The 20,849-nt window shown below is 42.1% G+C and carries 16 protein-coding genes; 5 read left to right on the forward strand and 11 right to left on the reverse strand.

The window, feature by feature from the left end:
- Window positions 1–104 precede the first annotated feature (104 nt).
- Together CKV81_RS04095 and CKV81_RS04100 are read left to right on the forward strand one after the other, a co-directional pair.
- Window positions 105–2,114: a heavy metal translocating P-type ATPase gene (locus tag CKV81_RS04095; protein ID WP_095070656.1), complete on the forward strand. Its 2,010-nt coding sequence runs from the start codon at window positions 105–107 to the stop codon at window positions 2,112–2,114.
- Window positions 2,115–2,323: 209 nt separating this feature from the next.
- Window positions 2,324–4,462 (forward strand): S46 family peptidase, encoded by a 2,139-nt coding sequence (locus CKV81_RS04100; protein ID WP_095070658.1) that lies wholly within the window; start codon window positions 2,324–2,326, stop codon window positions 4,460–4,462.
- A gap of 178 nt (window positions 4,463–4,640) precedes the next feature.
- Here the strand turns inward: CKV81_RS04100 and CKV81_RS04105 are convergent, their stop codons facing one another.
- A complete protein-coding gene (locus CKV81_RS04105) occupies window positions 4,641–5,477 on the reverse strand; it encodes an alpha/beta hydrolase family protein (RefSeq protein WP_095074222.1) in 837 nt (278 codons plus the stop codon).
- A 131-nt stretch (window positions 5,478–5,608) separates the two neighbouring features.
- Here CKV81_RS04105 and CKV81_RS04110 point away from each other — a divergent pair, with 131 nt between their 5' ends.
- Window positions 5,609–7,270, forward strand: coding sequence for an ABC1 kinase family protein (locus tag CKV81_RS04110; RefSeq protein WP_095070660.1), 1,662 nt, complete (start codon window positions 5,609–5,611; stop codon window positions 7,268–7,270).
- Window positions 7,271–7,424: 154 nt separating this feature from the next.
- Here the strand turns inward: CKV81_RS04110 and CKV81_RS04115 are convergent, their stop codons facing one another.
- From CKV81_RS04115 to CKV81_RS04150, 8 genes are all read right to left on the reverse strand, one after another.
- Window positions 7,425–9,500: a M13 family metallopeptidase gene (locus CKV81_RS04115; protein ID WP_095070662.1), complete on the reverse strand. Its 2,076-nt coding sequence runs from the start codon at window positions 9,498–9,500 to the stop codon at window positions 7,425–7,427.
- Window positions 9,501–9,615: 115 nt separating this feature from the next.
- Window positions 9,616–9,996 carry a YkvA family protein gene (locus tag CKV81_RS04120; RefSeq protein ID WP_095070665.1) on the reverse strand — a complete coding sequence of 127 codons (381 nt, stop codon included), beginning with the start codon at window positions 9,994–9,996 and terminating at the stop codon, window positions 9,616–9,618.
- A complete protein-coding gene (locus CKV81_RS04125) occupies window positions 9,989–11,245 on the reverse strand; it encodes a CinA family nicotinamide mononucleotide deamidase-related protein (protein WP_095074227.1) in 1,257 nt (418 codons plus the stop codon). Before CKV81_RS04125 ends, CKV81_RS04120 begins: the two co-directional genes overlap by 8 nt.
- Before the next feature lie 36 nt (window positions 11,246–11,281).
- Entirely contained in the window at window positions 11,282–11,818 is a 537-nt protein-coding gene (locus CKV81_RS04130; protein ID WP_095070668.1) for a lipocalin family protein, read from the reverse strand.
- A gap of 11 nt (window positions 11,819–11,829) precedes the next feature.
- Window positions 11,830–12,477, reverse strand: a complete 648-nt coding sequence (gene pdeM, locus CKV81_RS04135) for a ligase-associated DNA damage response endonuclease PdeM (protein WP_095070670.1) — start codon at window positions 12,475–12,477, stop codon at window positions 11,830–11,832.
- A 124-nt stretch (window positions 12,478–12,601) separates the two neighbouring features.
- On the reverse strand, window positions 12,602–15,004 hold the full coding sequence (locus tag CKV81_RS04140; RefSeq protein WP_095074229.1) for a ligase-associated DNA damage response DEXH box helicase: 2,403 nt from the start codon (window positions 15,002–15,004) through the stop codon (window positions 12,602–12,604).
- 116 nt (window positions 15,005–15,120) lie between these two features.
- Complete coding sequence (locus CKV81_RS04145; RefSeq protein WP_095070673.1) at window positions 15,121–16,701, reverse strand: ATP-dependent DNA ligase; 1,581 nt, start codon at window positions 16,699–16,701, stop codon at window positions 15,121–15,123.
- A gap of 6 nt (window positions 16,702–16,707) precedes the next feature.
- Window positions 16,708–17,742: a ligase-associated DNA damage response exonuclease gene (locus CKV81_RS04150; RefSeq protein WP_095070678.1), complete on the reverse strand. Its 1,035-nt coding sequence runs from the start codon at window positions 17,740–17,742 to the stop codon at window positions 16,708–16,710.
- 147 nt (window positions 17,743–17,889) lie between these two features.
- Between CKV81_RS04150 and CKV81_RS04155 the strand changes: the two genes are divergently transcribed.
- The gene (locus tag CKV81_RS04155; RefSeq protein WP_095070680.1) at window positions 17,890–18,399 is read left to right on the forward strand and encodes a pyridoxamine 5'-phosphate oxidase family protein; all 510 of its coding nucleotides are present in this window, start codon (window positions 17,890–17,892) and stop codon (window positions 18,397–18,399) included.
- A gap of 12 nt (window positions 18,400–18,411) precedes the next feature.
- Window positions 18,412–18,927, forward strand: coding sequence for a Dps family protein (locus tag CKV81_RS04160; protein ID WP_095070683.1), 516 nt, complete (start codon window positions 18,412–18,414; stop codon window positions 18,925–18,927).
- A gap of 323 nt (window positions 18,928–19,250) precedes the next feature.
- Here the strand turns inward: CKV81_RS04160 and lipA are convergent, their stop codons facing one another.
- Together lipA and CKV81_RS04170 are read right to left on the reverse strand one after the other, a co-directional pair.
- Window positions 19,251–20,117 (reverse strand): lipoyl synthase, encoded by an 867-nt coding sequence (lipA, locus tag CKV81_RS04165; protein ID WP_095070686.1) that lies wholly within the window; start codon window positions 20,115–20,117, stop codon window positions 19,251–19,253.
- Window positions 20,118–20,249: 132 nt separating this feature from the next.
- Complete coding sequence (locus CKV81_RS04170) at window positions 20,250–20,810, reverse strand: RNA polymerase sigma factor (RefSeq protein ID WP_095070688.1); 561 nt, start codon at window positions 20,808–20,810, stop codon at window positions 20,250–20,252.
- Window positions 20,811–20,849 lie beyond the last annotated feature (39 nt).

The following is a 20,849-nucleotide window of genomic DNA, read 5'->3' on the forward strand; positions in this document are numbered from 1 at the left end:
GACCGGGCGCCTTACATAATTTTTTTCAAGATATTCAAAATCTCAACTCTGGGGAGTATTTGGATTTAAATGATTAATTTTAAGTTTCCAAATAAAAGAATTTTATGTCGAAAGAATGCTGCAGCACCGATGATAATCCATCGAAAATAAAACAGAATTCACCAGTGGCGGAACACGGGAACGAAAACCATGACCACGACCCGGACCACGGGCACGATCACGACCACTCACACGATACGGATGGCAAAACGGCGTTCCAACTATTTCTGCCGTCGGTCATTTCATTTGTATTGCTGATGACAGGCTTGGCGCTGGATTATTGGCTGAAACCGGATTGGTTTGCGGGGTGGTTCAGGATTGCGCTTTATTTGCTGGCTTACCTTCCGGTAGGTCTTCCGGTGATTAAAGAGGCAATACACAGCATCCGGTACAGCGATTTTTTTTCAGAATTTTTTTTGATGACGATTGCGACGGTGGGAGCGTTTGCAATTGGGGAATATCCGGAAGCTGTGGCGGTGATGCTGTTTTATTCGGTGGGCGAAGTGTTTCAGTCAATGGCTGTAAACCGCGCAAAAGGCAATATAAAAACCTTACTTGACCAAAGGCCGGACGAAGTGACAGTTCTTGAAAATCAAATTCCGAAAACCATAAAAGCCGAAAAGGCAAAAATCGGAGAAATCATCCAGCTCAAACCCGGCGAAAAGCTGGCTCTGGACGGTGAACTGCTTTCAGAAAGTGCCTCTTTTAACACTGCAGCGCTGACCGGCGAAAGCAAACCCGACACGAAGAAGAAAGGCGATATTGTTTTGGCTGGAATGATCAACCTGAACTCGGTTTCACACGTAAAAATAAGTACCGAATACCAGGACAGCAAACTTTCCAAAATCCTGGAACTGGTTCAGAATGCAACTTCACAAAAAGCGCCGACCGAACTTTTCATCCGGAAATTCGCAAAGGTTTATACGCCGATCGTGGTTTTTCTGGCGATTGCGATTACGCTTCTGCCCTACTTTTTTGTTGAAAACTATGTTTTTAAAAGTTGGCTTTACCGCGCTCTTGTTTTTCTGGTGATTTCCTGTCCGTGTGCTTTGGTGATCAGTATTCCACTGGGATATTTCGGGGGAATCGGTGCAGCGAGCCGGAACGGCATTTTATTTAAAGGCAGCAATTTTCTGGATGTGTTGGCTAAAATTCAAAACGTTGTGATGGACAAAACCGGTACGATGACTGAAGGCGTTTTTAAGGTGCAGAATGTTCACTTCCAGGAAGGTTTTAACAAGGCCATAATGCTGCAGTATCTGAACGCGCTTGAAAGCAAATCGACACACCCCATTGCTACAGCGATTCACGAATATGCGGGTGAGGCTGACAATTCCATCAGTATCGAAAATGCTGAAGAAATTCCGGGACACGGACTGAAAGCGATTGTTCAGGGAAAGGAAATGCTCGCCGGAAATTTTAAACTGATGGATAAATTCGGCATTCCATACAATATCAATCATTCCGACGTGTCGGATACACTGATTGCTGTGGCTTATGATGGGCGGTTTGTCGGCTACATTACCATTTCTGACCAGATCAAACAAGATGCAGCGCAAACCATCGGAGAACTGAAGCGGCTTGGCGTAAAAACCACGATGCTCAGCGGCGACAAGTCAGCAGTTGTGAATGCAGTGGCTCAAAAACTGGGAATCAGCAGTGCTTTCGGCGATCTTTTGCCGGAAGACAAAGTGAATAAAATAAACGAAATAAAGGCTAAAAATGAAACTGTAGCGTTTGTCGGCGACGGCGTGAACGATGCGCCGGTTATAGCTTTAAGCGATGTTGGAATTGCAATGGGCGGCCTTGGAAGCGATGCCACGATTGAAACCGCAGATGTGGTCATTCAGGATGACCGCCCATCAAAAATTCCGATGGCTATTAAAATCGGAAAAGCGACAAAAACCATTGTGTGGCAGAATATTTCACTGGCTTTTTTCGTGAAAGCCGTGGTGCTTATTCTTGGTGCCGGCGGCTTGGCAACGATGTGGGAAGCGGTTTTTGCAGATGTCGGTGTAGCTTTGCTTGCGGTTTTAAATGCGGTAAGAATTCAGAAGATGACATTTTCAAAATGAAATTTATAAATTCCGAAGAACTTTTCAGCCACCTTACTAATGAAACCCCCGATGCCAAAGGTGGAAAAACGCGGCGCGAAACTCACTTCGCATAAAATTTCGTATTTTTAGGCTCAAATTGCGATTTGAGCTTTTTTATGTTTTACCATTCCAAAAAATCATCACAACAAGACATCTTATACTAATCAAAAAAAATAAAATAATTATCAATGAAGAGAAATATTATAATCGCGGGCTTCTTCCTGAGTTCTATTTTTCCGTTGGCACAGCAGTACGGCGGAATGTGGATCCCGACAGAAGTGAATGAAAAGGAAATGAAAGAACTGGGGATGAAAATTTCCGCTAAGGACATCTGGGACACCACTAAACCAAGCATCAAAGATGCTGTGGTTCAGTTCAACGGTGGCTGTACCGCTGAAATCATTTCGCCAAAAGGACTGTTGCTTACCAACCACCACTGTGGTTACGGACAGATCCAGAAACATTCTTCAGTGAAAAATGACTATTTGGCGGACGGATTCTGGGCAAAAAACAACGGTGAGGAACTTCCAAATGCAGGCGTAACGGTTGATTTCATCGCGGACATCAAGGATGTGACCCCGCAAATTTTAGGAAACACGAAAAACCTGGAAGCAAAGCAGGCTGAAGATGTGATTAAAAACAACATCGAAACCGTTACAAAATCCTTTAAAATTGAGCCTTACCAAAAAGTGGTGATCAAGCCGATGTATTACGGAAACAAGTATTACGCTTATATCATCGATACTTATAAGGATGTGCGTTTGGTGGGCGCACCGCCAAGTTCAATCGGCAAATTCGGTTCGGACACGGATAACTGGGTTTTCCCGCGCCACACCGGAGATTTCTCCTTATTCAGGATTTATGCAGATAAAAACAACAAGCCGGCAGAATACAGCAAGGACAATGTGCCGTACAGGCCAAAACATTTCCTTCCGGTTTCCATAAAAGACAAGAAAGAAGGCGATTTCACTTTCGTTTTTGGATTCCCGGGCAGAACGACCGAGTATCTTCCGTCGATTGCCGTTGAGAAAATCATGAATGAAACCGATCCTGCGATGATCGACGTACGCGATGTTGCTTTGAAAACACTTGACGAAAAAATGCGTACCGACCAGGCAACGAAAATTAAATACGCTTCTAAATATGCTTCTGTTGCCAATTACTGGAAAAAATGGATCGGCGAAGTTGAAGGCCTGAAAAAATCAAATGCCGTTGGTAAAAAACAAAAATACGAGCAGGCTTTAATCGCAAAAAATCCAGCGATAAAAACCACGATTGATGAATTCAACAGGCTTTACACCGCACAGGCACCGTATGCGCTCAGCCGCGCTTATTACACCGAAGTTGTAAGAAATGCCGAAGCTTTAACGCTTGCCAACAATTATTACAATTTCATCAATGCCGTAGAGAGCGGTAGAATGGATGCCAAAACTCTGGAATCTTTCAAAAACAGGATGAACTCTTTTTACAAAGATTATGACGGCGAGCTGGATGCGAAGGTAACGGCGAAAGTTTTGGCGCTTTATGCCAACCGTGTTCCGGCGCAGTATTTACCGGCAGGTTTTGAAAAATTTAAGGATGTCAACCAAAACCTTAAAACTGTTGAAGAATGGTCTAAAAATTCAGTGATCACAGGAAGAGGATCATTGAACGGCGCAACAGCCTACTCAGACCTTAATAAAGTTTTTGCAGATCAGAAAGCTCTGGTTCAAAACCTTAAAAAAGATCCGCTGATGCAGCTTTTCACCTCGATGAGAGAAGCTTATATGAAAAATACGGATCCGAAATATAACGAATACCAGTCCCAGATCGATGCCCTCCAGAAAAAATATATGGCGCAGCAAATGGAAACTGACAGGGACAGAAAATTTTTCCCGGATGCGAACTCTACATTGCGTGTCACTTACGGAAAAGTAGCTGGTTCCAATCCAAAAGACGCTTTGTATTACGGTTACCAAACCCACCTTTCCGGAGTGATGGAAAAATACATTCCGGGGGATTATGAGTTTGATGTGCCACAGAAACTGATCGACCTTTACAACAAGAAAGATTACGGAATCTATAAAAACAGCACAGGCGATGTTCCGGTAAACTTCACCGCTACCAACCACACCACCGGCGGAAATTCCGGCAGTCCTGCTTTGGATGCCAACGGAAACCTGATCGGGCTGAACTTTGACAGACAGTGGGAAGGTACCATGAGCGATATCAATTACGACCCAAAATTTTCGCGAAACATCATGGTGGATACAAAATACATCCTGTTCATCATCGATAAATTTGCCAATGCAAAATGGCTGATTGATGAAATGAAAGTGGTGAAATAATTTTTGTAAATTTCAATTATAAATACCTCTGCAAATAATTTGTGGAGGTATTTTATTTAAACAGTCCCAGGTTGCAGGTTGTTTTTTGGTTAATAGTTTTTTGAAGTTTTTTCAAGCAGGCTAAAAGTAATGTGTTTCAACCTGATTTGAGATAATTCAAAACCATGATATTTTAATATTATAAATTGCTTTGAAGAAACTCAATCATCCTGTCCGTCGCCAACTCCAAATCGTTAGGCAAAGCGTCAGATTCCCAGGGCTCTTTTGCTCCAAAGACATGGTTGGCACCTTCCAATACAAAAAGTTCTGACGTTTTGTTCCATTCGTGCAAAAGATAGGCTTCCTTATCTTTAACCGCCTCGTCATTGGTTCCCTGAATAATGAGGAAAGGCTTTTCAAGATGCTGGGCAGCGTACTGAATATTGAAGCGTTCTTCATAGGTTTTGTAATCTTCAAAAAACTGATAATAATGCGGCATCTGCTGTTTGGTTCTTGAATTTTCCGAATACATCACACCATCAGTTTCCCAACCCTGCAAACGGTCGCCGGAAGGAAAACGGTAACCGAAATGACTTACGCCCGCCAAATTAATCAACGCTTTTACCCTTTCATCTTCATAAGCCTGAATCACCGAAATACCGCCGCCTCTGCTGTGACCGATAATCGCTACGCGTTCAGGATCAATTTGTTTCCCGTTGATGAAATGAGAGATTACGGCGTTATAATCTGAAAGTTCCTTAGTAAAATTATTATTTCCAAAAGCTTCCAGATCATCGAACGACTTCGGATTTTCTACGGTGGTACCGTTATGCGAGAAGTTGAATTTCACAAAGCAATATCCTGCCGCTGCAATTTTTTCCGCCATCAAATCCCAGGCTCCCCAGTCTTTATAACCTTTGTAACCGTGGGCAAAAAACACTAATGGCAGCTTTTCTGAATTTTCAGGATAGAAAGCATCCGCTAAAAATGGTTTAGTCTCAGGATTTTTTATTTCAGTATTACGCTCTATGTTCATTTTTATCTTTTGATACTGACTAAGATAAAAATTTGTTCCCAGTAAAAATTCCATAATTCTAAACAGGCGTTTTATAATTTGAAGATTTAATTCTTTTGGTATGAATTTACCTTACTCATAGAAAAAGATTTATGGAACTGAAACATCTGGATAATTACGTTAAATTCTTTTCATTTATATTAAAATATTACAACAGCGATGTGATGAAAACCGCATCCTCAACCGTTTTAAGCCCAATTGAAACAGCAGAAAATGCTGAAGAATACAGCCAAAAACCCGAAGAGCTTGTAGAAGATCTGAAGAAAATGGGGCCTACCTATATCAAGTTGGGACAGCTGCTTTCCACGAGGCCTGATCTGTTGCCGGATCAATATCTGGATGCTTTGGCTACTCTTCAGGAGGATGTGGAAACCATTCCATACGAGGAGGTTGAGAAAATAATTGAAGAAGAAATCGGCACTAAAATAAAAAATGCTTTTGCGCTTTTTGATACAGCTCCATTGGCAAGCGCATCCATCGGACAGGTTCACCGTGCGGTTTTACCTTCCGGAAGAATGGTTGTTGTAAAAGTTCAAAGACCGGGTGTAAGGCAAAAATTCATTGATGACTTAAATTCACTGAAAAGCATGGCTGATTTTGCGGTTAACAATTCTAAAGAAGCCAGAAAATTTGCTTTGAACGACGTTATTGAGGAGCTTAGGTTTATCCTGCTTAATGAACTTGATTACAATAAAGAGTTTCAAAATCTTGTAACGATCAGGGAAAATCTTAGGAAATATAGCCATATCGTAATTCCGGAACCTATCAAAGAATATTCATCCGGGAAAGTGCTGACTATGGATTATATTGACGGAAAGAAAATCACATCCGTAAGCAAACTGAAACAGATTGAGACCGACTTCACGCCAATGATTGATGATTTGGTTGAGGCTTATATGCAGCAGATTATCGTCGACGGTTTTGCCCATGCCGATCCGCACCCGGGAAACATCCATCTGACGAAGGATGACCATATCGCACTGATGGATTTGGGAATGGTCGCTAAATTCAGTCCAAAACTTCAGGAAAAAATCATGATGCTTCTCGTAGGAATGAGCAAAAGAGACGGCGACGCAATCACCGACGCACTTCTGGAAATGAGTGAAGTCGACCAAAAAATTGTAAGCCTTGACAATTTCAGGAAGAACATCAACCGCCTCGTGATGGACAGCATCAGCAATAACGCTGAAGATATGGAAACCGGCAGAGTGCTGATACAGATGAACAGGATTGCCGCTGATGAAGGAATTAAATTAGCCGTAGAACTAAACATTCTGGGGAAAATTCTTTTAAACATGGATCAGATTGTAGCAGTTCTGACACCGAAATATGATTTGCAAAAAGCCATAAAAAAATTTATGGAAAAGATGGTCAACAAGAAATTTAAGCAGGAACTTAAACCTGAAAACATCTACGGATTGTTGCTGGATAATAAGAAACTGGCAGAGAATTTACCTGGCAGGTTAAATAAAATCACCGAAAATTTAGCTGCCAATCAATTTGAATTAAAAGTCAATGCTTTGGACGAAGACCGTTTAACAGACGGCTTTCAAAAAGTTGCCAACCGCATTACGTCAGGACTGATCATTGCCGCGATGATTATTGGCGCTGCTCTGCTTATGAGAATTCCATCCAGCTATTCCGTGATGGGTTATGGCATTTTGCCATTTATTTTCTTTATGATAGCCATTGGTCTGGGGCTTTATTTGGTTTACAATATCATGTTTAAAGACGAAAACTATAAAAAGAAATAATTGTTTAAATACTGACTTCACCGGCGCTCGCTTCGCTCGCGCCAAACAGATAAACGATCATAAGCGAAAAATCACCCGAAAGTGGGTGATTTTTCTATTTAATATTATAAAGTTTGGACCGCTCATCGTCTTCGGCGCTTCGCGCTTCATCGTATTACCAAATCTTTATACGTTCTTCCGGTGCTTTATACAGCTTATCACCAGGTTTTGTCTGGAAAGCATTGTGAAATGCATCGATATTCAACAAAGGTGCAAACGCTCTGTAGTAACCCGGCGCGTGGGGATCTGTTTTCACCTGATTCTGAAGATACTGGTCGGTAGATTTAGTTCTCCACACGGTTGCCCAGCTCATGAAGAAACGCTGATCCTGGTTCATTCCGCTGATTAATCCCGGATTCCCTTTATCTTTCAGATACATCTGCAACGCTTCGTAAGCTACGGCTACACCGCCTAAATCTCCGATATTTTCACCGCTGGTAAATTTACCGTTTACGAAACTTCCTTTTACCGGCTCATATTTGTCGTACTGTGCAGCCAACTGTCCCACTTTTGCGTCGAAATTCTTTCTGTCAGCATCAGTCCACCAGTTTTTGAGGTTTCCGTCGCCATCGAATCTTGAACCGCCGTCATCAAAACCGTGAGAAATTTCGTGACCGATTACCGCACCAATTCCCCCAAAATTCACTGCAGGATCTGCTTTGAAATTAAAGAAAGGTGGCTGAAGGATTGCTGCCGGGAACACGATTTCGTTGTTAGATGCGCTGTAGTATGCATTTACAGTTTGGGGCGTCATTCCCCATTCATTTTTGTCTACCGGTTTGCCCACTTTATCCAGGCTTCTCTGGTAACCCCATGCTGTCAGGTTCTGCATGTTGCCGTAATAGGTTCCTCCATCCTGCGGAGCCTGCATTGTAAGTTTTGAGTAGTCTCTCCAGGTGTCCGGATAAGCGATTTTAACTCCGAATTTTGACAATTTTTCCTGAGCTTTTACCTTAGTTTCCGGCGACATCCAGTCTAAACCGTCTATTCTTTTAGCGAATGCTTTTCTGATATAGCTGATGTACTCTTCCATCTTCACTTTCGCTTCAGCCGGGAAATATTTTTCAACATACAGTTTACCGAAAGCTTCACCCAGTACACCGTTTACCATTTGCAGGCCGCGCTTTTCCATTGGTCGCTGCTCTTTTTGTCCCTGCAGATATTTTGAATAGAAATTAAAGTTCAACTGATCCATTTTCTGGTCGAGATTTCCAAGATTGCTTCTCAGCATGTGAAATTTCATGTAATCTTTCAGCAGCGGAAGGTTTTTAGAAGTAATTATGCTGTCCAGATTCTGGTAATATTTCAGTTCAGTTACGATTACACGATCCGTATTTACGCCAACGGAAGTCAGATAATTCGGAAGGTTTACACTTTTCACCAAAGCACCAAGTTCAGCGGTAGTTTTTGGATTGTATCTTAAATTCGCATCTCTGCCCTGCTCGTTTGTAAGAAGGTAATTAGCCAGAACTTTCTCGAAATCTACAACCTTTTGAGCGGTCGCATCTGCGTTGGAGTAACCCAAAACAGCGAACAACTGAGACGCAAAGTTTTTATATTCCACTAAAGTCTTGGTATTGGCATCATTTACTTTCTGATAGTAATCTTTACCCAAACCAAGCGATGGACCACCAAGATAAACAGCATTCATCACAGAATTTTTCAGGTCTGGGCTTACCCTCCACATATAAAATGGATTGTCACCGGTTCTGGTTGCTGTAATGAGATATTTCTGCAAATCTGCAACGGTTTTGATGGCGTCAATTTTCGCAAGATCTGCTTTAATAGGATTGAGGCCGGCAGCGTTTCTACTGTCCCAATCGGTAAATGTGTTATATAAAGCCTGCATCTTCTGACCTTCAGTACCAGGCGCAAATTTATCTGTAAGAATTTTGTTTAAAACTTCAACCGAAGCATTGTCCACATCCTCGCGTAGTTTGTTGAAGGATCCCCAGGATGCTTTATCAGACGGAATTTCAGCGGTTTTGTACCAGTTCCCGTTCACATAACTGAAGAAATCATCCTGCGGACGGACAGATGTGTCCATATAATCGAGGTTGAGGCCGTTTTCTTCTACGGCTTTCGGTTGGGTTTCTTCTACTTTCACTTCGGCGGTTGGTGTTTTTACAGCACACGAATTCAGCATGACAATGCCATAAAGTGCAAGTAAACTAATGGTTATCTTTTTCATATGAATAAATATTTAGAATTATGAGTAGTAAATTTCAGGCAAAAGTTACACTTGACCCCGTAATTTAAGAATTAAATCCTAAAAGATTGCGAAAATTTGACCTGAATTATAAATCTTATTTAGATGAAAATGTTTTGTAAAGCAGGAATAGAAGCAGCAAATAAATCACGATTACAGGCAGCGCGTAATACCATTTTTTCTGGAGTTTTTCATCCGAATCAATTCTGGTCCTTAGCTCATCGAGCAGTCTTTCTGGAATTAAAGAAACCGTGGTTTTTATGAGTACCGGGACCAGAACAATATCATCCAAAAGCCCAAGAACAGGAATAAAATCCGGAATCAGATCGATCGGACTCAAAAGATAAGCCACCGTCATTGCTGCGAAAATTTTGGCTAAAACCGGCGTTCTTTTATCGGCTACAGCGTGCGCCAATACAAAGGTCTCTTTCTTAAGTTCCTTTACCTTTGATTTGATTTTTTTCAGGAACTCAGTCATTTTCTTTAACTAAAATTTCAACTAAATCCTGCAGCACGCGCTGCGCCACAAAAAACATAAAATCCTTACGATCCAGATGCGGTAAAAAGAGCCGGTTGGTCTGCTCAAAATCTTTCACTCGGATGGAATAAAAAACTTCTCCCACCTGATTATTAAACTCATCAGTATTAGGCCCGGCGACTCCGGTCGTAGAAACCGAAATATCTGTTTTGAAAAGTTTTTGGCAGCCCAAACTCATTTCCTGGGCAACTTCGGCAGAAACTACCGTTTTTTCCTCAATGGTTCGTGGCGACACACCCAGAATTTCTATTTTTTTATGAAAATCGTACGGAATAATTCCGCCTAAAAACGTGGTAGAACACCCTGAAACTCCCGTAATCAACTTTGCAATTTCGCCACCGGTACAGCTTTCTGCCGTTGAAATTGTTAGGTTTCTGTCGGAAAGAATCTCTTTTAAAATCACCTGAATTTCGTTGCCATCCCAGGCAATCACATGACCCTCGATATAGGGTCTTAGTTTAGAGATCTGATCATTGAGTTCATTTTCAAGAGCCTCCTTATCATTTCCAACCGCTGTTAAACGCAGTTTAATCCGTGTACCAATGGGAAGGTAAGAAAGTGAGATCTGCTCAGGCAAAGCCAGTTCCCAATCCGAAATTGTTTCAGAAAGGAGGCTTTCCGGAAAGTTTACAACGGAAATAATCCTTGTAACGATATGGTTTAACTGATATTTCTCAGTTAAAAAAGGGATGATTTTTTCACCAACCAATGGCTTAACTTCAAAAGGCACTCCCGGGAGGCATATGGCGGTTTTACCGTTTTCTTCTATCACCATGCAAGGTGCGGTACCATTGTCGTTTTGAATGACTTTCGCCTTTGACAGTACTTCAGCCTGCCCTTTGTTAATTTCCAGGAGATGCTCACGTTTCCGTTTGATGAGAAGCTGCTTCAGGTGGTGAAACGTTTCTTCATCCAAAGTAAGTTTATCCTGGAAAAATTCTGCGTATGCGGTTTTGGTTTTGTCGTCTTTCGTTGGGCCAATTCCTCCTGTAGTGAAAACAATCTCAGCAATATCAAGCGCCCTTTTCATCGCGGTTTTTATGGAACCGATGTCATCAGAAACCGTAAAAATCTGCTTAACAGGTATCCCTATTTTCTTAAGTTCCGAAGCAATAAAACTGGAGTTGGTATCCACCGTAATTCCGGAAAGGATTTCGTCGCCAATCGTAATCAGCGCAGCAGTTGCCACTTTTTTCAAAACCTGAATTTTAAGATTACAATTTAGTTATTTGGTGTGTTCCACCCAAATTAAGTTTTCAGTCTTGTACCCTAAATCCTCAGCATTTTTCAGGAATCTTGCAGTGATGTCTTCAGGAACAGTTTTCTCACGGGAAAGGATCCAAAGGTATTTCAAACTGTTTCCCGCCACCAGGGCATATTTATAGTCTACGAGTTCAATAACATTATAGCCCGCCCAAATTGGTTTGAAAAACGAAACTTTTAGCCTGGCTTCGGTGGGCTGGTTTACAAACCTGGCTTCACCCTCGCTCTGTTTCCATTCTTTTTTTACGTAATCATAACCGCGGTTTACGACCTTGATAGAACCATCTGCATTTTTGGAATAGTTTGCGGTAACGTTATTAAGATTTTTCTCGAAACGGTAATCGAAACGGGCAATCTCATACCATTTGCCCAAATATTTTTCAGCCTCAAAATTCTGAACTGCAGTTGCCCCTTTGGGTATATCCACAGAACATGAATTGAAAATTAAAAGCCCCAAAACGCCAGCCACAGCCGGTATAAATATTTTTTTTAAACCCATGAGATCCGTTTTCAGACCATAAAGATATGGCCTTTCGCGAAAGCTATTTTTATAAAATTCGGACCCAAAGTTTTATAATTGAGGCCGGTAAAACTGCTGAAGGCCGGTAAAATGAGCTGATTCCCGGAAACCGCATAACAGGGAAATTTCATCCTTTGGATCGGGCTTTCCATCAACACGCCGGGATGAATGTGACCTGAAATAAAGAATTTAAGTTCAGAAACTAAAGGGTCGTGATTGAAGGTAAACGGCGGGATAAACAGTTCGTCAACCATTTCTTTGATGCAGGCTTTTTCCAGGATTTCAGGGTTGATGCGGTCGTGATTGCCTTTAACCAAAATGATTTCAAGTTGAGGAAAATTGCTGCGCCACACGCAAAAAATATCGATGTCAGAATTGTTTCCGGCATGAAGAAAATCGCCCACGATGATCAGTTTTTCGGCTTTAAAAAAAATGATCAGTTTTTCCAGTTTTTTTAAATCATCATTCAAGATATTTGATGGCACCGCAATGCCGTTTTTACGAAAATAAGCGGTTTTACCTACGTGTAAATCACTGATGATTAATGCTTTTTCACGAGCCCAAAACAAGGCGCTTCGATCGGTAAAAGTGAGGTTTTCCCCCTGAATATTCTTGTTTAAAAATCTGATTTCTGACATGGGCTGCAAAGGTCGTGATTTCTTTGCAAATTTTTGTTGGGAATAATAAACAAAGAAACATCATGTATTGCCACGTTACACAGATATATCGACGAAAACTGTGTACTCTGCAGGAGCTGCAAACCTACCGTAAGCCCCGTTTCCTCAAAGATTCCTCCTGCATTCTTCGTATCCGGGTTTCCAAATCTTCCGAAGTCAGGCTTTGCCGCAGACTGTCTACCTTTATCGGGAAACTGAGCGGTGTAAATGAATTGCTTACTTTTAAAATAATCTTTTGATTCTCAATACGTTTAAAAGCCTGCATCAACCGTGCCTCCTCAATCTGCTGATTAAAGACTTCAGCGTATGCCTGTTTCAGCAAAAGATTTTCAGAATCATAATCTTCCAAAACATTGAAAATCAATCCTGAACTGGCCTGAAGATTTTTGTTCGATTTCTGCTCGCCCGGATAAGTCTGGATGACCATTCCGGAAATTACAGCGATGTCACGGAACTTCCGGCGTGCCATTTCAGTAGCATTGATCGAACTCATCACATCGCGAAGCAGATTTTCTTTGGATAAAATTTCTTTCAGATTTTCTTCTGTCAACGGAATTTCCTGGTTACTCAAAAGTTCAAAACCATAATCGTTCATCGCCATTGAAAACGAAATCGGCGTGATTTTCGAAATCCTGAATGCAATAAGTGCCGACATCACTTCGTGGATCAGCCGCCCTTCGAATGGGTACATAAAAAGATGGTAGCCATCGCGGGTCTTGATTAATTCTACCAAAAATTCGTCTTCTTCCGGTATGTGCGAGTGCTCTTGCTGGCTCACCAGTAAGGGATGCAGAAATTTCAGTTCCTTTTCTGAAGATTTTGCCTGAAGCGACTGCGATAACTTTTGCCTTAAAAACTGACTCAAATAAGATGTCAAAGGCAACCGGCCACCCAAATAACTGGGAATCATCGCCTTGCCTTTAGAATTTCGGACATAAACTGTCATTTCCTTGATGTGGGAAACTTCCAGGACACGCCCAGCCAAAATAAAACGGTCCTCTTTTTTAAGTTTTGAGATAAAATATTCCTCTATCATCCCGACATAACCGCCACCGACAAATTTCACCTTCATCATTGCATCGCTTACGATAGCACCAATATTCATGCGGTGCAGCATCGCAATCCTGCGGCTCGTGACTCTGTACAAGCCTTCTTCTACAACGACTTTATGGAATTCTTCATAATTTTTCAGCGAACCGCCGGTGGTGATAAATCTCAGGAACCACGCCCAGTTTTCCTCAGTTAAATCCCGGAACGCATTCGTTTTTTTGATCTGCAAAAAAGTTTCCCTTTCATTAAAACCGTCTCCCACAGCGAGCGTAACGAGGTACTGTACCAAAACATCATAAGTCAGAATGATGGGTTCACGCGGTTCGATGATTTTTTGTTTAATGGCTTCCTTCAGCGCTGCAACTTCAATCAGTTCAAGGGAATGCGTGGGCACGAAGTAAATTTTTGAGGTTTCGAAAGGGGAATGCCCGCTACGGCCGGCCCGCTGTAAAAAACGTGCCACACCTTTACTGGATCCTACCTGAATCACCGTGTCTACGGGTTTGAAATCCACTCCCAAATCCAGAGATGATGTAGAAATGGCAGCTTTCAAATAACCAGAACTCAAATTTTCCTCGATCCAGATTCGCAATTCCTTGTCGATCGAGCTGTGGTGAATCGCGATTTGGCCGGCAAAATCAGGATAATGATTCAGCAGCAGCTGGTACCACATTTCTGCCTGGCTCCGCGTATTGGTAAAAACCAATGTGGTTTTGCTCCCAAGTATTATAGGCACCACTTTATCAACCAGTTTCGCACCGAGATGCCCTGCCCACGGCAAAACTTCCACTTCATCAGGAAAAACCGGAAGAATGTCGATTTGTTTTTTTTCTTTCGCAACAACTTTTGTTTTTTTAATACCATAAGGAATCAGGACATCCAGGGCTTCATCCAAATTCCCGATTGTTGCTGTAATTCCCCAAATTTTAACTTTTGCCTGATATGAAACCAGGCGGGAAACCGCAAGCTCGGTCAAAACGCCTCTTTTTGTTCCAAGCAGCTCGTGCCACTCGTCAACTGCGATGCATTTCAAGTTTTTAAAAAATTTCTGATGCTGTTTTTGGGCCAGAAGTAAATGCAGACTTTCTGGGGTGATGATGAGGATATCCGGCATTTTTCGGGTTTGTCTGGCGCGTTCTTCGCGGGGCGTGTCGCCGTTGCGCACCGCAACTTCCCAGTCGAGGCCGATTTCGTCAATCGCTTCGCTCATCGCTTTACCGATATCTTTTGCCAGGGCACGCAAAGGTGTGATCCACAGCAATTTCAAACCGTCATGGTATTTTTCCGGCTGATTTAAAAAATCAGTGATAACGGCTAAAAACACCGAATAAGTTTTCCCAAACCCCGTCGGGGCAATCACCATTCCGCTGTAATCTCTCGAAAACTTTTCCCACGTTTCCTGCTGGAATGTGAATGGCGACATGCCTTTTCCTTTCATCCAGTTTTGGATGATCTCATAGCCGTTGGTATTTTGCAGATTGGATTTCAATTTTTATAAATGCGGTGATAAAGAAGGCTTTTTTAAATTACTTCGAAATTTTCAACAAGAAATAGTTATTTGATCAATTTTTTCACCTCTTCCAGTTCGTCGATTTCATCAGCAGTTTTGTCACGTCTCCAACGGACAATCCGCGGGAAACGAAGTGCTACACCACTTTTATGCCGGCTGCTGAAACCGATGCCTTCAAAGGCGATTTCGAAAACCAGTTCAGGTTTTACCGTTCGCACCGGCCCAAACTTTTCAATGGAATTTCTCGTCACAAAACGGCTCACTTCCATAATCTCTTTGTCGGTTAATCCAGAATACGCTTTGGCTATCGTGACGAGTTTGTCTTCATTTTTCACTGCAAAAGTGTAATCGGTGTAATAACTGCTGCGTCTGCCGCTGCCTTTTTGAGCGTAAACCAGCACCGCGTCGATGGTTAGTGGATCTACTTTCCATTTCCACCAGTCGCCTTTTTTTCGCCCTGAATGATAGCTTGAATTTTTTTGTTTCAGCATCAAACCTTCGCTGTTGATTTCGCGGGATTTTTCACGGATTTCCTTTAAGTCATTATAATTTTCTGCCTCAATAATTTGAGAAAGAGAAATTTTGGTGTTTTGATTTTGAACCAATAAATCCTCCAGCATCTTTCTTCTTTTTGACAGTGGTTTTTCCCGAAGATCTTCACCTTTGAACTCCAGCATATCGTACGCAAAAACCTGTACCGGAATTTCCTCCATCATTTTTTTGGTGATGTTTTTCCGGTTGAGCCTTTTCTGCAGTTCATTGAAATTCAGGACCTCATCATTCTTAACAGCGAGAATTTCGCCATCAATAACAAAATCACCTTCAACATTTTCCAAAGTTTCCTTCAGTTCCGGAAATTGAGGTGTGACCAGTTCTTCACCTCTGGACCAGATAAAAACTTCCCCGTTTCTTTTAATTAATTGCCCTCGAATGCCGTCCCATTTGTACTCAAACTGCCAGTCAGAAATTTCGCCCAAATCTTCAATTCCTTTTTCCAAAGGGTAAGCCAGGCAGAACGGATACGGCTTGGAATTGTCGGGATTGATGTTGGTGCCTTCGATTAAATCCTGAAAATTGACCTCATCGAAATTCCATTTACCCATAATACTGTGCATCAGCTGGTTTTGCTCAATTTCGGAATATTTTGAAAGCGCATTGATAAGTAATTTTTTTGAGACACCGATTCGGAAACTGCCGCCAATCAACTTATTGAAGATGAAACGTTCGGTATAATCCAAACCGTTCCAGCTTTCGAGAACGTACTGTCTTTTCTCTTCTTCGGTTTTATCTTTAAGCTGCAAAAGTTCGCCCATCCATTCCGAGAGCGTTTTCTCGATATGATGTTCCGGCGCCGGGAGAATAAGGGAAAGCGTTTCACCCAAATCGCCGACAGAACTGTAACTCTCCACGAAAAGCCATTCCGGAAGTCCGGTAATTTCCAAAGCCCACTGTTTCAGATAATTTGTATTTACGGGGCGTTTTGGCCTTTTGCCCGTGAAAAGCGCGAGGAACCATAACTTATCGTTATCCGGAGCATTTTCCAGATAATTTACGATTGCATCAATTTTAGCATTGGTCTTATTGGTGCTTTCGAGGGATGATATGAGTTGTGCAAAGTGTTTCATCGCTGGTTATTCAGTATCATTCTTTTCTTCCAAAATTTCTTTTTCCCCGGTTTCCTCGTCGCCGAAAATAGTTTGAAGTTCCACGGCATTGATCCCTATTTCATTTAAATATTTAGCAAAAACCGCAGTCTGCCCGTGCGTGACAAAAACCTTTTCGGCTTCGGTGGCTTTCACGGTATTTAGAAGTCCGGTCCAGTCTGCATGATCAGAAATTGCAAAGCCAGCATCCGCGGAGCGCCAGCGCCTGGATCCGCGAACCTGCATCCAGCCGGAACAAATCGCTGTGGCACGATCCGGAATTTTTTTTATCACATTGCTGTCCAACAGTGCTGGCGGAACGATGACGATTTCACCTTTTGTTTCTTTATAATTTTCAAAGAAGTTAACGGTTTCATACTTTGGCAGGTCAATTCCGACACTTTCAATGGCGTCGTTGAGTTTAGCAATAGAACTGTGCACGAAAATCCTACCCTGTCCTTCGACTGATTTCATAATGCGCTGCGCTTTTCCCAAAGAATAGCCCACAAAAACGGAAGTCTTACCGTTTTCGCGGTTATTTTCTGCCCAGGTCCGCATTTTTTCGGAATAATCTTCAGGTTTCAGCCAGTTGTAAATCGGCAACCCGAAAGTGCTTTCCGTGATAAATTCATTGCATTTCACCAATTCAAAAGGTGTGGAAATTCCGTCGTCATCAACTTTGTAATCCCCTGAAAACACGATTACATAACCTTTCCATTCCATCCTGATCTGTGCAGAACCTACGATATGCCCTGCCGGGAAAAACGAGACTTTCACCCCGTTGATATTGATTTCCTCGGCATATTCCAGGCTCTGTATTTCAATGTCCTCACCAATTCTGTGCTTTAAAACAGGTTTGGTATAGTGGTGGCAGAGGTATTTCTTCATGCCCCAACGTGCGTGGTCGCCATGGCCGTGCGAAATCACAGCCAGATCAACCGGCCGCCACGGATCGATATAAAACTTCCCGGGAACGCAGTAAATGCCTTTATTAGTGAATTTGATGAAAGACGTTTTTTTCAAGAATATGGAGATTATTCCGGTAAAATTAAATGAAAAAACAAAGAAAAACCGGACTTTCCCGAATTATATAATTTTCTCTAAAAATGGTGTAATTGGATACTGAGCCGCAACCGATAGTTTTGTAAAACCAAATCACAAAATAATATTATGTCAACAGAAAATTTGCATAGCCAGGAAGCTGTGAAAAAACTGAAAGAACTTTCGGAAAGCGCAAGGACCTGTATGTTCTGCACCGAACTTTCTACTCTTCCAAACAATGCGCGGCCCATGTCACTGCAGGAATGCGACCAAGAAGGCAACCTGTGGTTTATCAGCAGCAGCGACAGCAACAAAAATTTTGAAATAAAGGAGGACAACCGCGTCCAGCTATATTTCATGAACAACGGCAGCTCCGAATATCTGTCAATTTTTGGAAAAGCATACATTTACACTGATAAAAATACCATTGAAGATAAATGGTCTTCATTTGCCAACGCCTGGTTCGAGGAAGGCAAAGATGACCCAAAGGTTACGATCATCCGTGTAACGCCGGATGAAACCTATTACTGGGATACAAAAGCCGGTAAGTTCGTTTCGATGGTTACATTCATCGCGTCAGCCGTAACAGGGATTAAAACCGACAACAGCGACGGTGTGGAAGGAAACTTAACTGTATAAAAAATTATTATTATGAGACCTGATTTAGGAATACCAGCAAAAAATCTGGATGCTATTTATGAAATCCTGAACAAAGTCCTTGCAGATGGAAACATCCTTTACATCAAATTGAGAAAATACCACTGGAATCTTTCCGGAGACAATTTTATGGAGCTTCACCTTCTGTTCGAAGACCAGTATGATGCTGTGGCTGAAGCTATTGATGCTGTAGCTGAAAGAATCAGCACACTTGGGGGCACTGCAATAGGAACAACTTCTGAATTTGCAAAATACTCGCAGCTGACCGAAGCACCGGGGAAAGTACCTGACACCCAGGGCATGCTTCACGACCTGGTCAATGACCACGAAAGCATCATCAAATCTCTGCGCCAGTTTATAGGCGATACCGATGAGAAATATGGCGATGTGGGAACATCAGATTTCCTGACCGGATTGATCCAGGATCACGAAAAGATGGCCTGGAAACTCAGAAAATATTTTAAGGATACGCCCGCTGCATCTACGGCGAAAAAAACTGCGAAAAAGTAAGTTATTTTTTTAAAAAAAGGAATCCGCCGCAACTCTGTTTGGGCGGATTTTTTCTTAGAGCCTTTTCCAAAATCTGCAAAAAAAATTAATTAAAAATCCCTCGGAATTTCCGACAACTTTTAATGATCCGTTGTTCGTAATTTTAGTTTTTTGATGAACTTGACGAAAAGGCAAACAGCAAAATTTCGACGCAGTCAGTGCGAAAGTGAATTTCAGTGGTGAAATTAACCGCAGAAACTTCGTACTGAAAAGCAAAACCCTTCCAGAAATTTCGGAAGGGTTTTGCTTTTATTTTAGCTCAGTTGTGAGCGTATTTCGACATTTTAATGAATATGTTTTTCGGCGTGATAAGAACTGCGAACCAGCGGTGAACTTTCCACGTGACGGAAGCCTAAACTTCTCGCAAAAGCACCGTATTCATCAAATTCTTCCGGGGTGATGAATTTCTTTACCGGCAGATGTTTCTTCGTAGGCTGAAGGTATTGCCCAAGTGTAATGACATCGACATTTGCATTGCGTACATCCTCAATCGTCTGAAAAACTTCGTCTTTTTCCTCACCCAAACCCAGCATGATCCCGGTTTTGGTGCGGTTTTGTCCGGCTTCTTTTAAATATCTTAAAACATCAAGGCTTCTTTCATATTTGGCCTGAATTCTGACTTCTCGGGTGAGGCGTTTCACGGTTTCCATATTGTGTGAAATCACTTCCGGAGCAACTTCAACCAAACGGTCGATATGCTTATGAATTCCCTGGAAATCGGGAATCAAAGTTTCCATTGTGGTTCCGGGAGAGATTCTGCGCACGGCATTTACTGTTTCGGCCCAAAGGATCGAACCCATATCTTTCAAATCGTCACGGTCAACCGAGGTTAGCACCGCATGTTTGATTTTCATGAGCTTAATGGAACGCGCTACTTTTTCAGGTTCATCCCAATTGACGTCGAGAGGTTTTCCGGTCTTTACGCCACAAAATCCGCAGCTTCTCGTACAGATGTTTCCGAGAATCATAAAAGTTGCGGTGCCCTCGCCCCAGCATTCACCCATATTTGGGCAGCTTCCGCTTTGGCAAATGGTGTTGAGTTTATATTTATCTACCAAAGTGCGGAGTTCACGGTAATTTTTTCCGGTGGGAAGCTTTACGCGGATCCATTTTGGTTTTTGTACGGTGGTATCTAGAATTTGATTTTCCATTTTTGAAGTTGAAATTACAAAATTACGGAAATTTTAAATGGAAATGTTAACTCCACAAACACATGGATTAAAGGGAGCGCCCAACCTTTAAAAAAAACACTCATTTACTGCGGAACTGTTGCAGTTTGAAAATTATTCCGGGTTGAAGTCGCTGTCTTTCAGCAGAGCGGCAAGGATTTTTTTGGCGCGCATGATGCGGACTTTCGTGTTTGAGACAGACAAATTAAGTTCTTCAGAGATTTCTTTGATGCTTTTTTCCTCGAAAAACCGCATACGCAGGATTTCCTGATAATTAGCATCCATACTTTCCACGATCTTCAGGATTTTCTTTTGCTCTTCGGCAGAAATAAGTAGTTCTTCCGGTGATTTGGCGAACTGGTTGCGCACATCGTGAAGCTCGGCGGTTGCATCCTCATTCTCGCGGCTTCTTTTGCGCCAAAAGTCGATTACCGTATTTTGCGCAATGGTGAGAACCCACGTTTTAAACTGGAAATTGGGATCGTAAATATCGAGCTTGTTGAGGACTTTCGAGAATACATTCACCGTTATTTCATCGGCATCGTTCCCGTCTTTCACTTTTTTCAGGACAAAGGAAAACACATCAACCCAAAACGCGTTAATCAGTTGCGTCTGGGCTTTCTGGTCTTTTTCCTGTGCTTTTCGGATCAGTGCAAGAAGTTGAGCTTCATTCATACCTGCCACAAAAATAGGAATTTGAGCGGTAACACGCGA

Origin of the sequence: Chryseobacterium taklimakanense (assembly GCF_900187185.1) — a bacterium.
GTDB classification, from domain to species: Bacteria; Bacteroidota; Bacteroidia; order Flavobacteriales; family Weeksellaceae; genus Planobacterium; species Planobacterium taklimakanense.

Excerpts from the sequence above, each read along its gene's own strand:
- lipA (WP_095070686.1), bottom strand. The coding sequence starts at position 20,117 with ATGGAAAATCAAATTCTAGATACCACCGTACAAAAACCAAAATGGATC.
- CKV81_RS04155 (WP_095070680.1), top strand. The coding sequence starts at position 17,890 with ATGTCAACAGAAAATTTGCATAGCCAGGAAGCTGTGAAAAAACTGAAA.
- CKV81_RS04170 (WP_095070688.1), bottom strand. The coding sequence starts at position 20,810 with ATGAATGAAGCTCAACTTCTTGCACTGATCCGAAAAGCACAGGAAAAA.
- CKV81_RS04110 (WP_095070660.1), top strand. The coding sequence starts at position 5,609 with ATGGAACTGAAACATCTGGATAATTACGTTAAATTCTTTTCATTTATA.
- CKV81_RS04160 (WP_095070683.1), top strand. The coding sequence starts at position 18,412 with ATGAGACCTGATTTAGGAATACCAGCAAAAAATCTGGATGCTATTTAT.
- CKV81_RS04115 (WP_095070662.1), bottom strand. The coding sequence starts at position 9,500 with ATGAAAAAGATAACCATTAGTTTACTTGCACTTTATGGCATTGTCATG.
- CKV81_RS04105 (WP_095074222.1), bottom strand. The coding sequence starts at position 5,477 with ATGAACATAGAGCGTAATACTGAAATAAAAAATCCTGAGACTAAACCA.
- pdeM (WP_095070670.1), bottom strand. The coding sequence starts at position 12,477 with ATGTCAGAAATCAGATTTTTAAACAAGAATATTCAGGGGGAAAACCTC.
- CKV81_RS04120 (WP_095070665.1), bottom strand. The coding sequence starts at position 9,996 with ATGACTGAGTTCCTGAAAAAAATCAAATCAAAGGTAAAGGAACTTAAG.
- CKV81_RS04100 (WP_095070658.1), top strand. The coding sequence starts at position 2,324 with ATGAAGAGAAATATTATAATCGCGGGCTTCTTCCTGAGTTCTATTTTT.
- CKV81_RS04095 (WP_095070656.1), top strand. The coding sequence starts at position 105 with ATGTCGAAAGAATGCTGCAGCACCGATGATAATCCATCGAAAATAAAA.
- CKV81_RS04140 (WP_095074229.1), bottom strand. The coding sequence starts at position 15,004 with ATGAAAGGAAAAGGCATGTCGCCATTCACATTCCAGCAGGAAACGTGG.
- CKV81_RS04145 (WP_095070673.1), bottom strand. The coding sequence starts at position 16,701 with ATGAAACACTTTGCACAACTCATATCATCCCTCGAAAGCACCAATAAG.
- CKV81_RS04130 (WP_095070668.1), bottom strand. The coding sequence starts at position 11,818 with ATGGGTTTAAAAAAAATATTTATACCGGCTGTGGCTGGCGTTTTGGGG.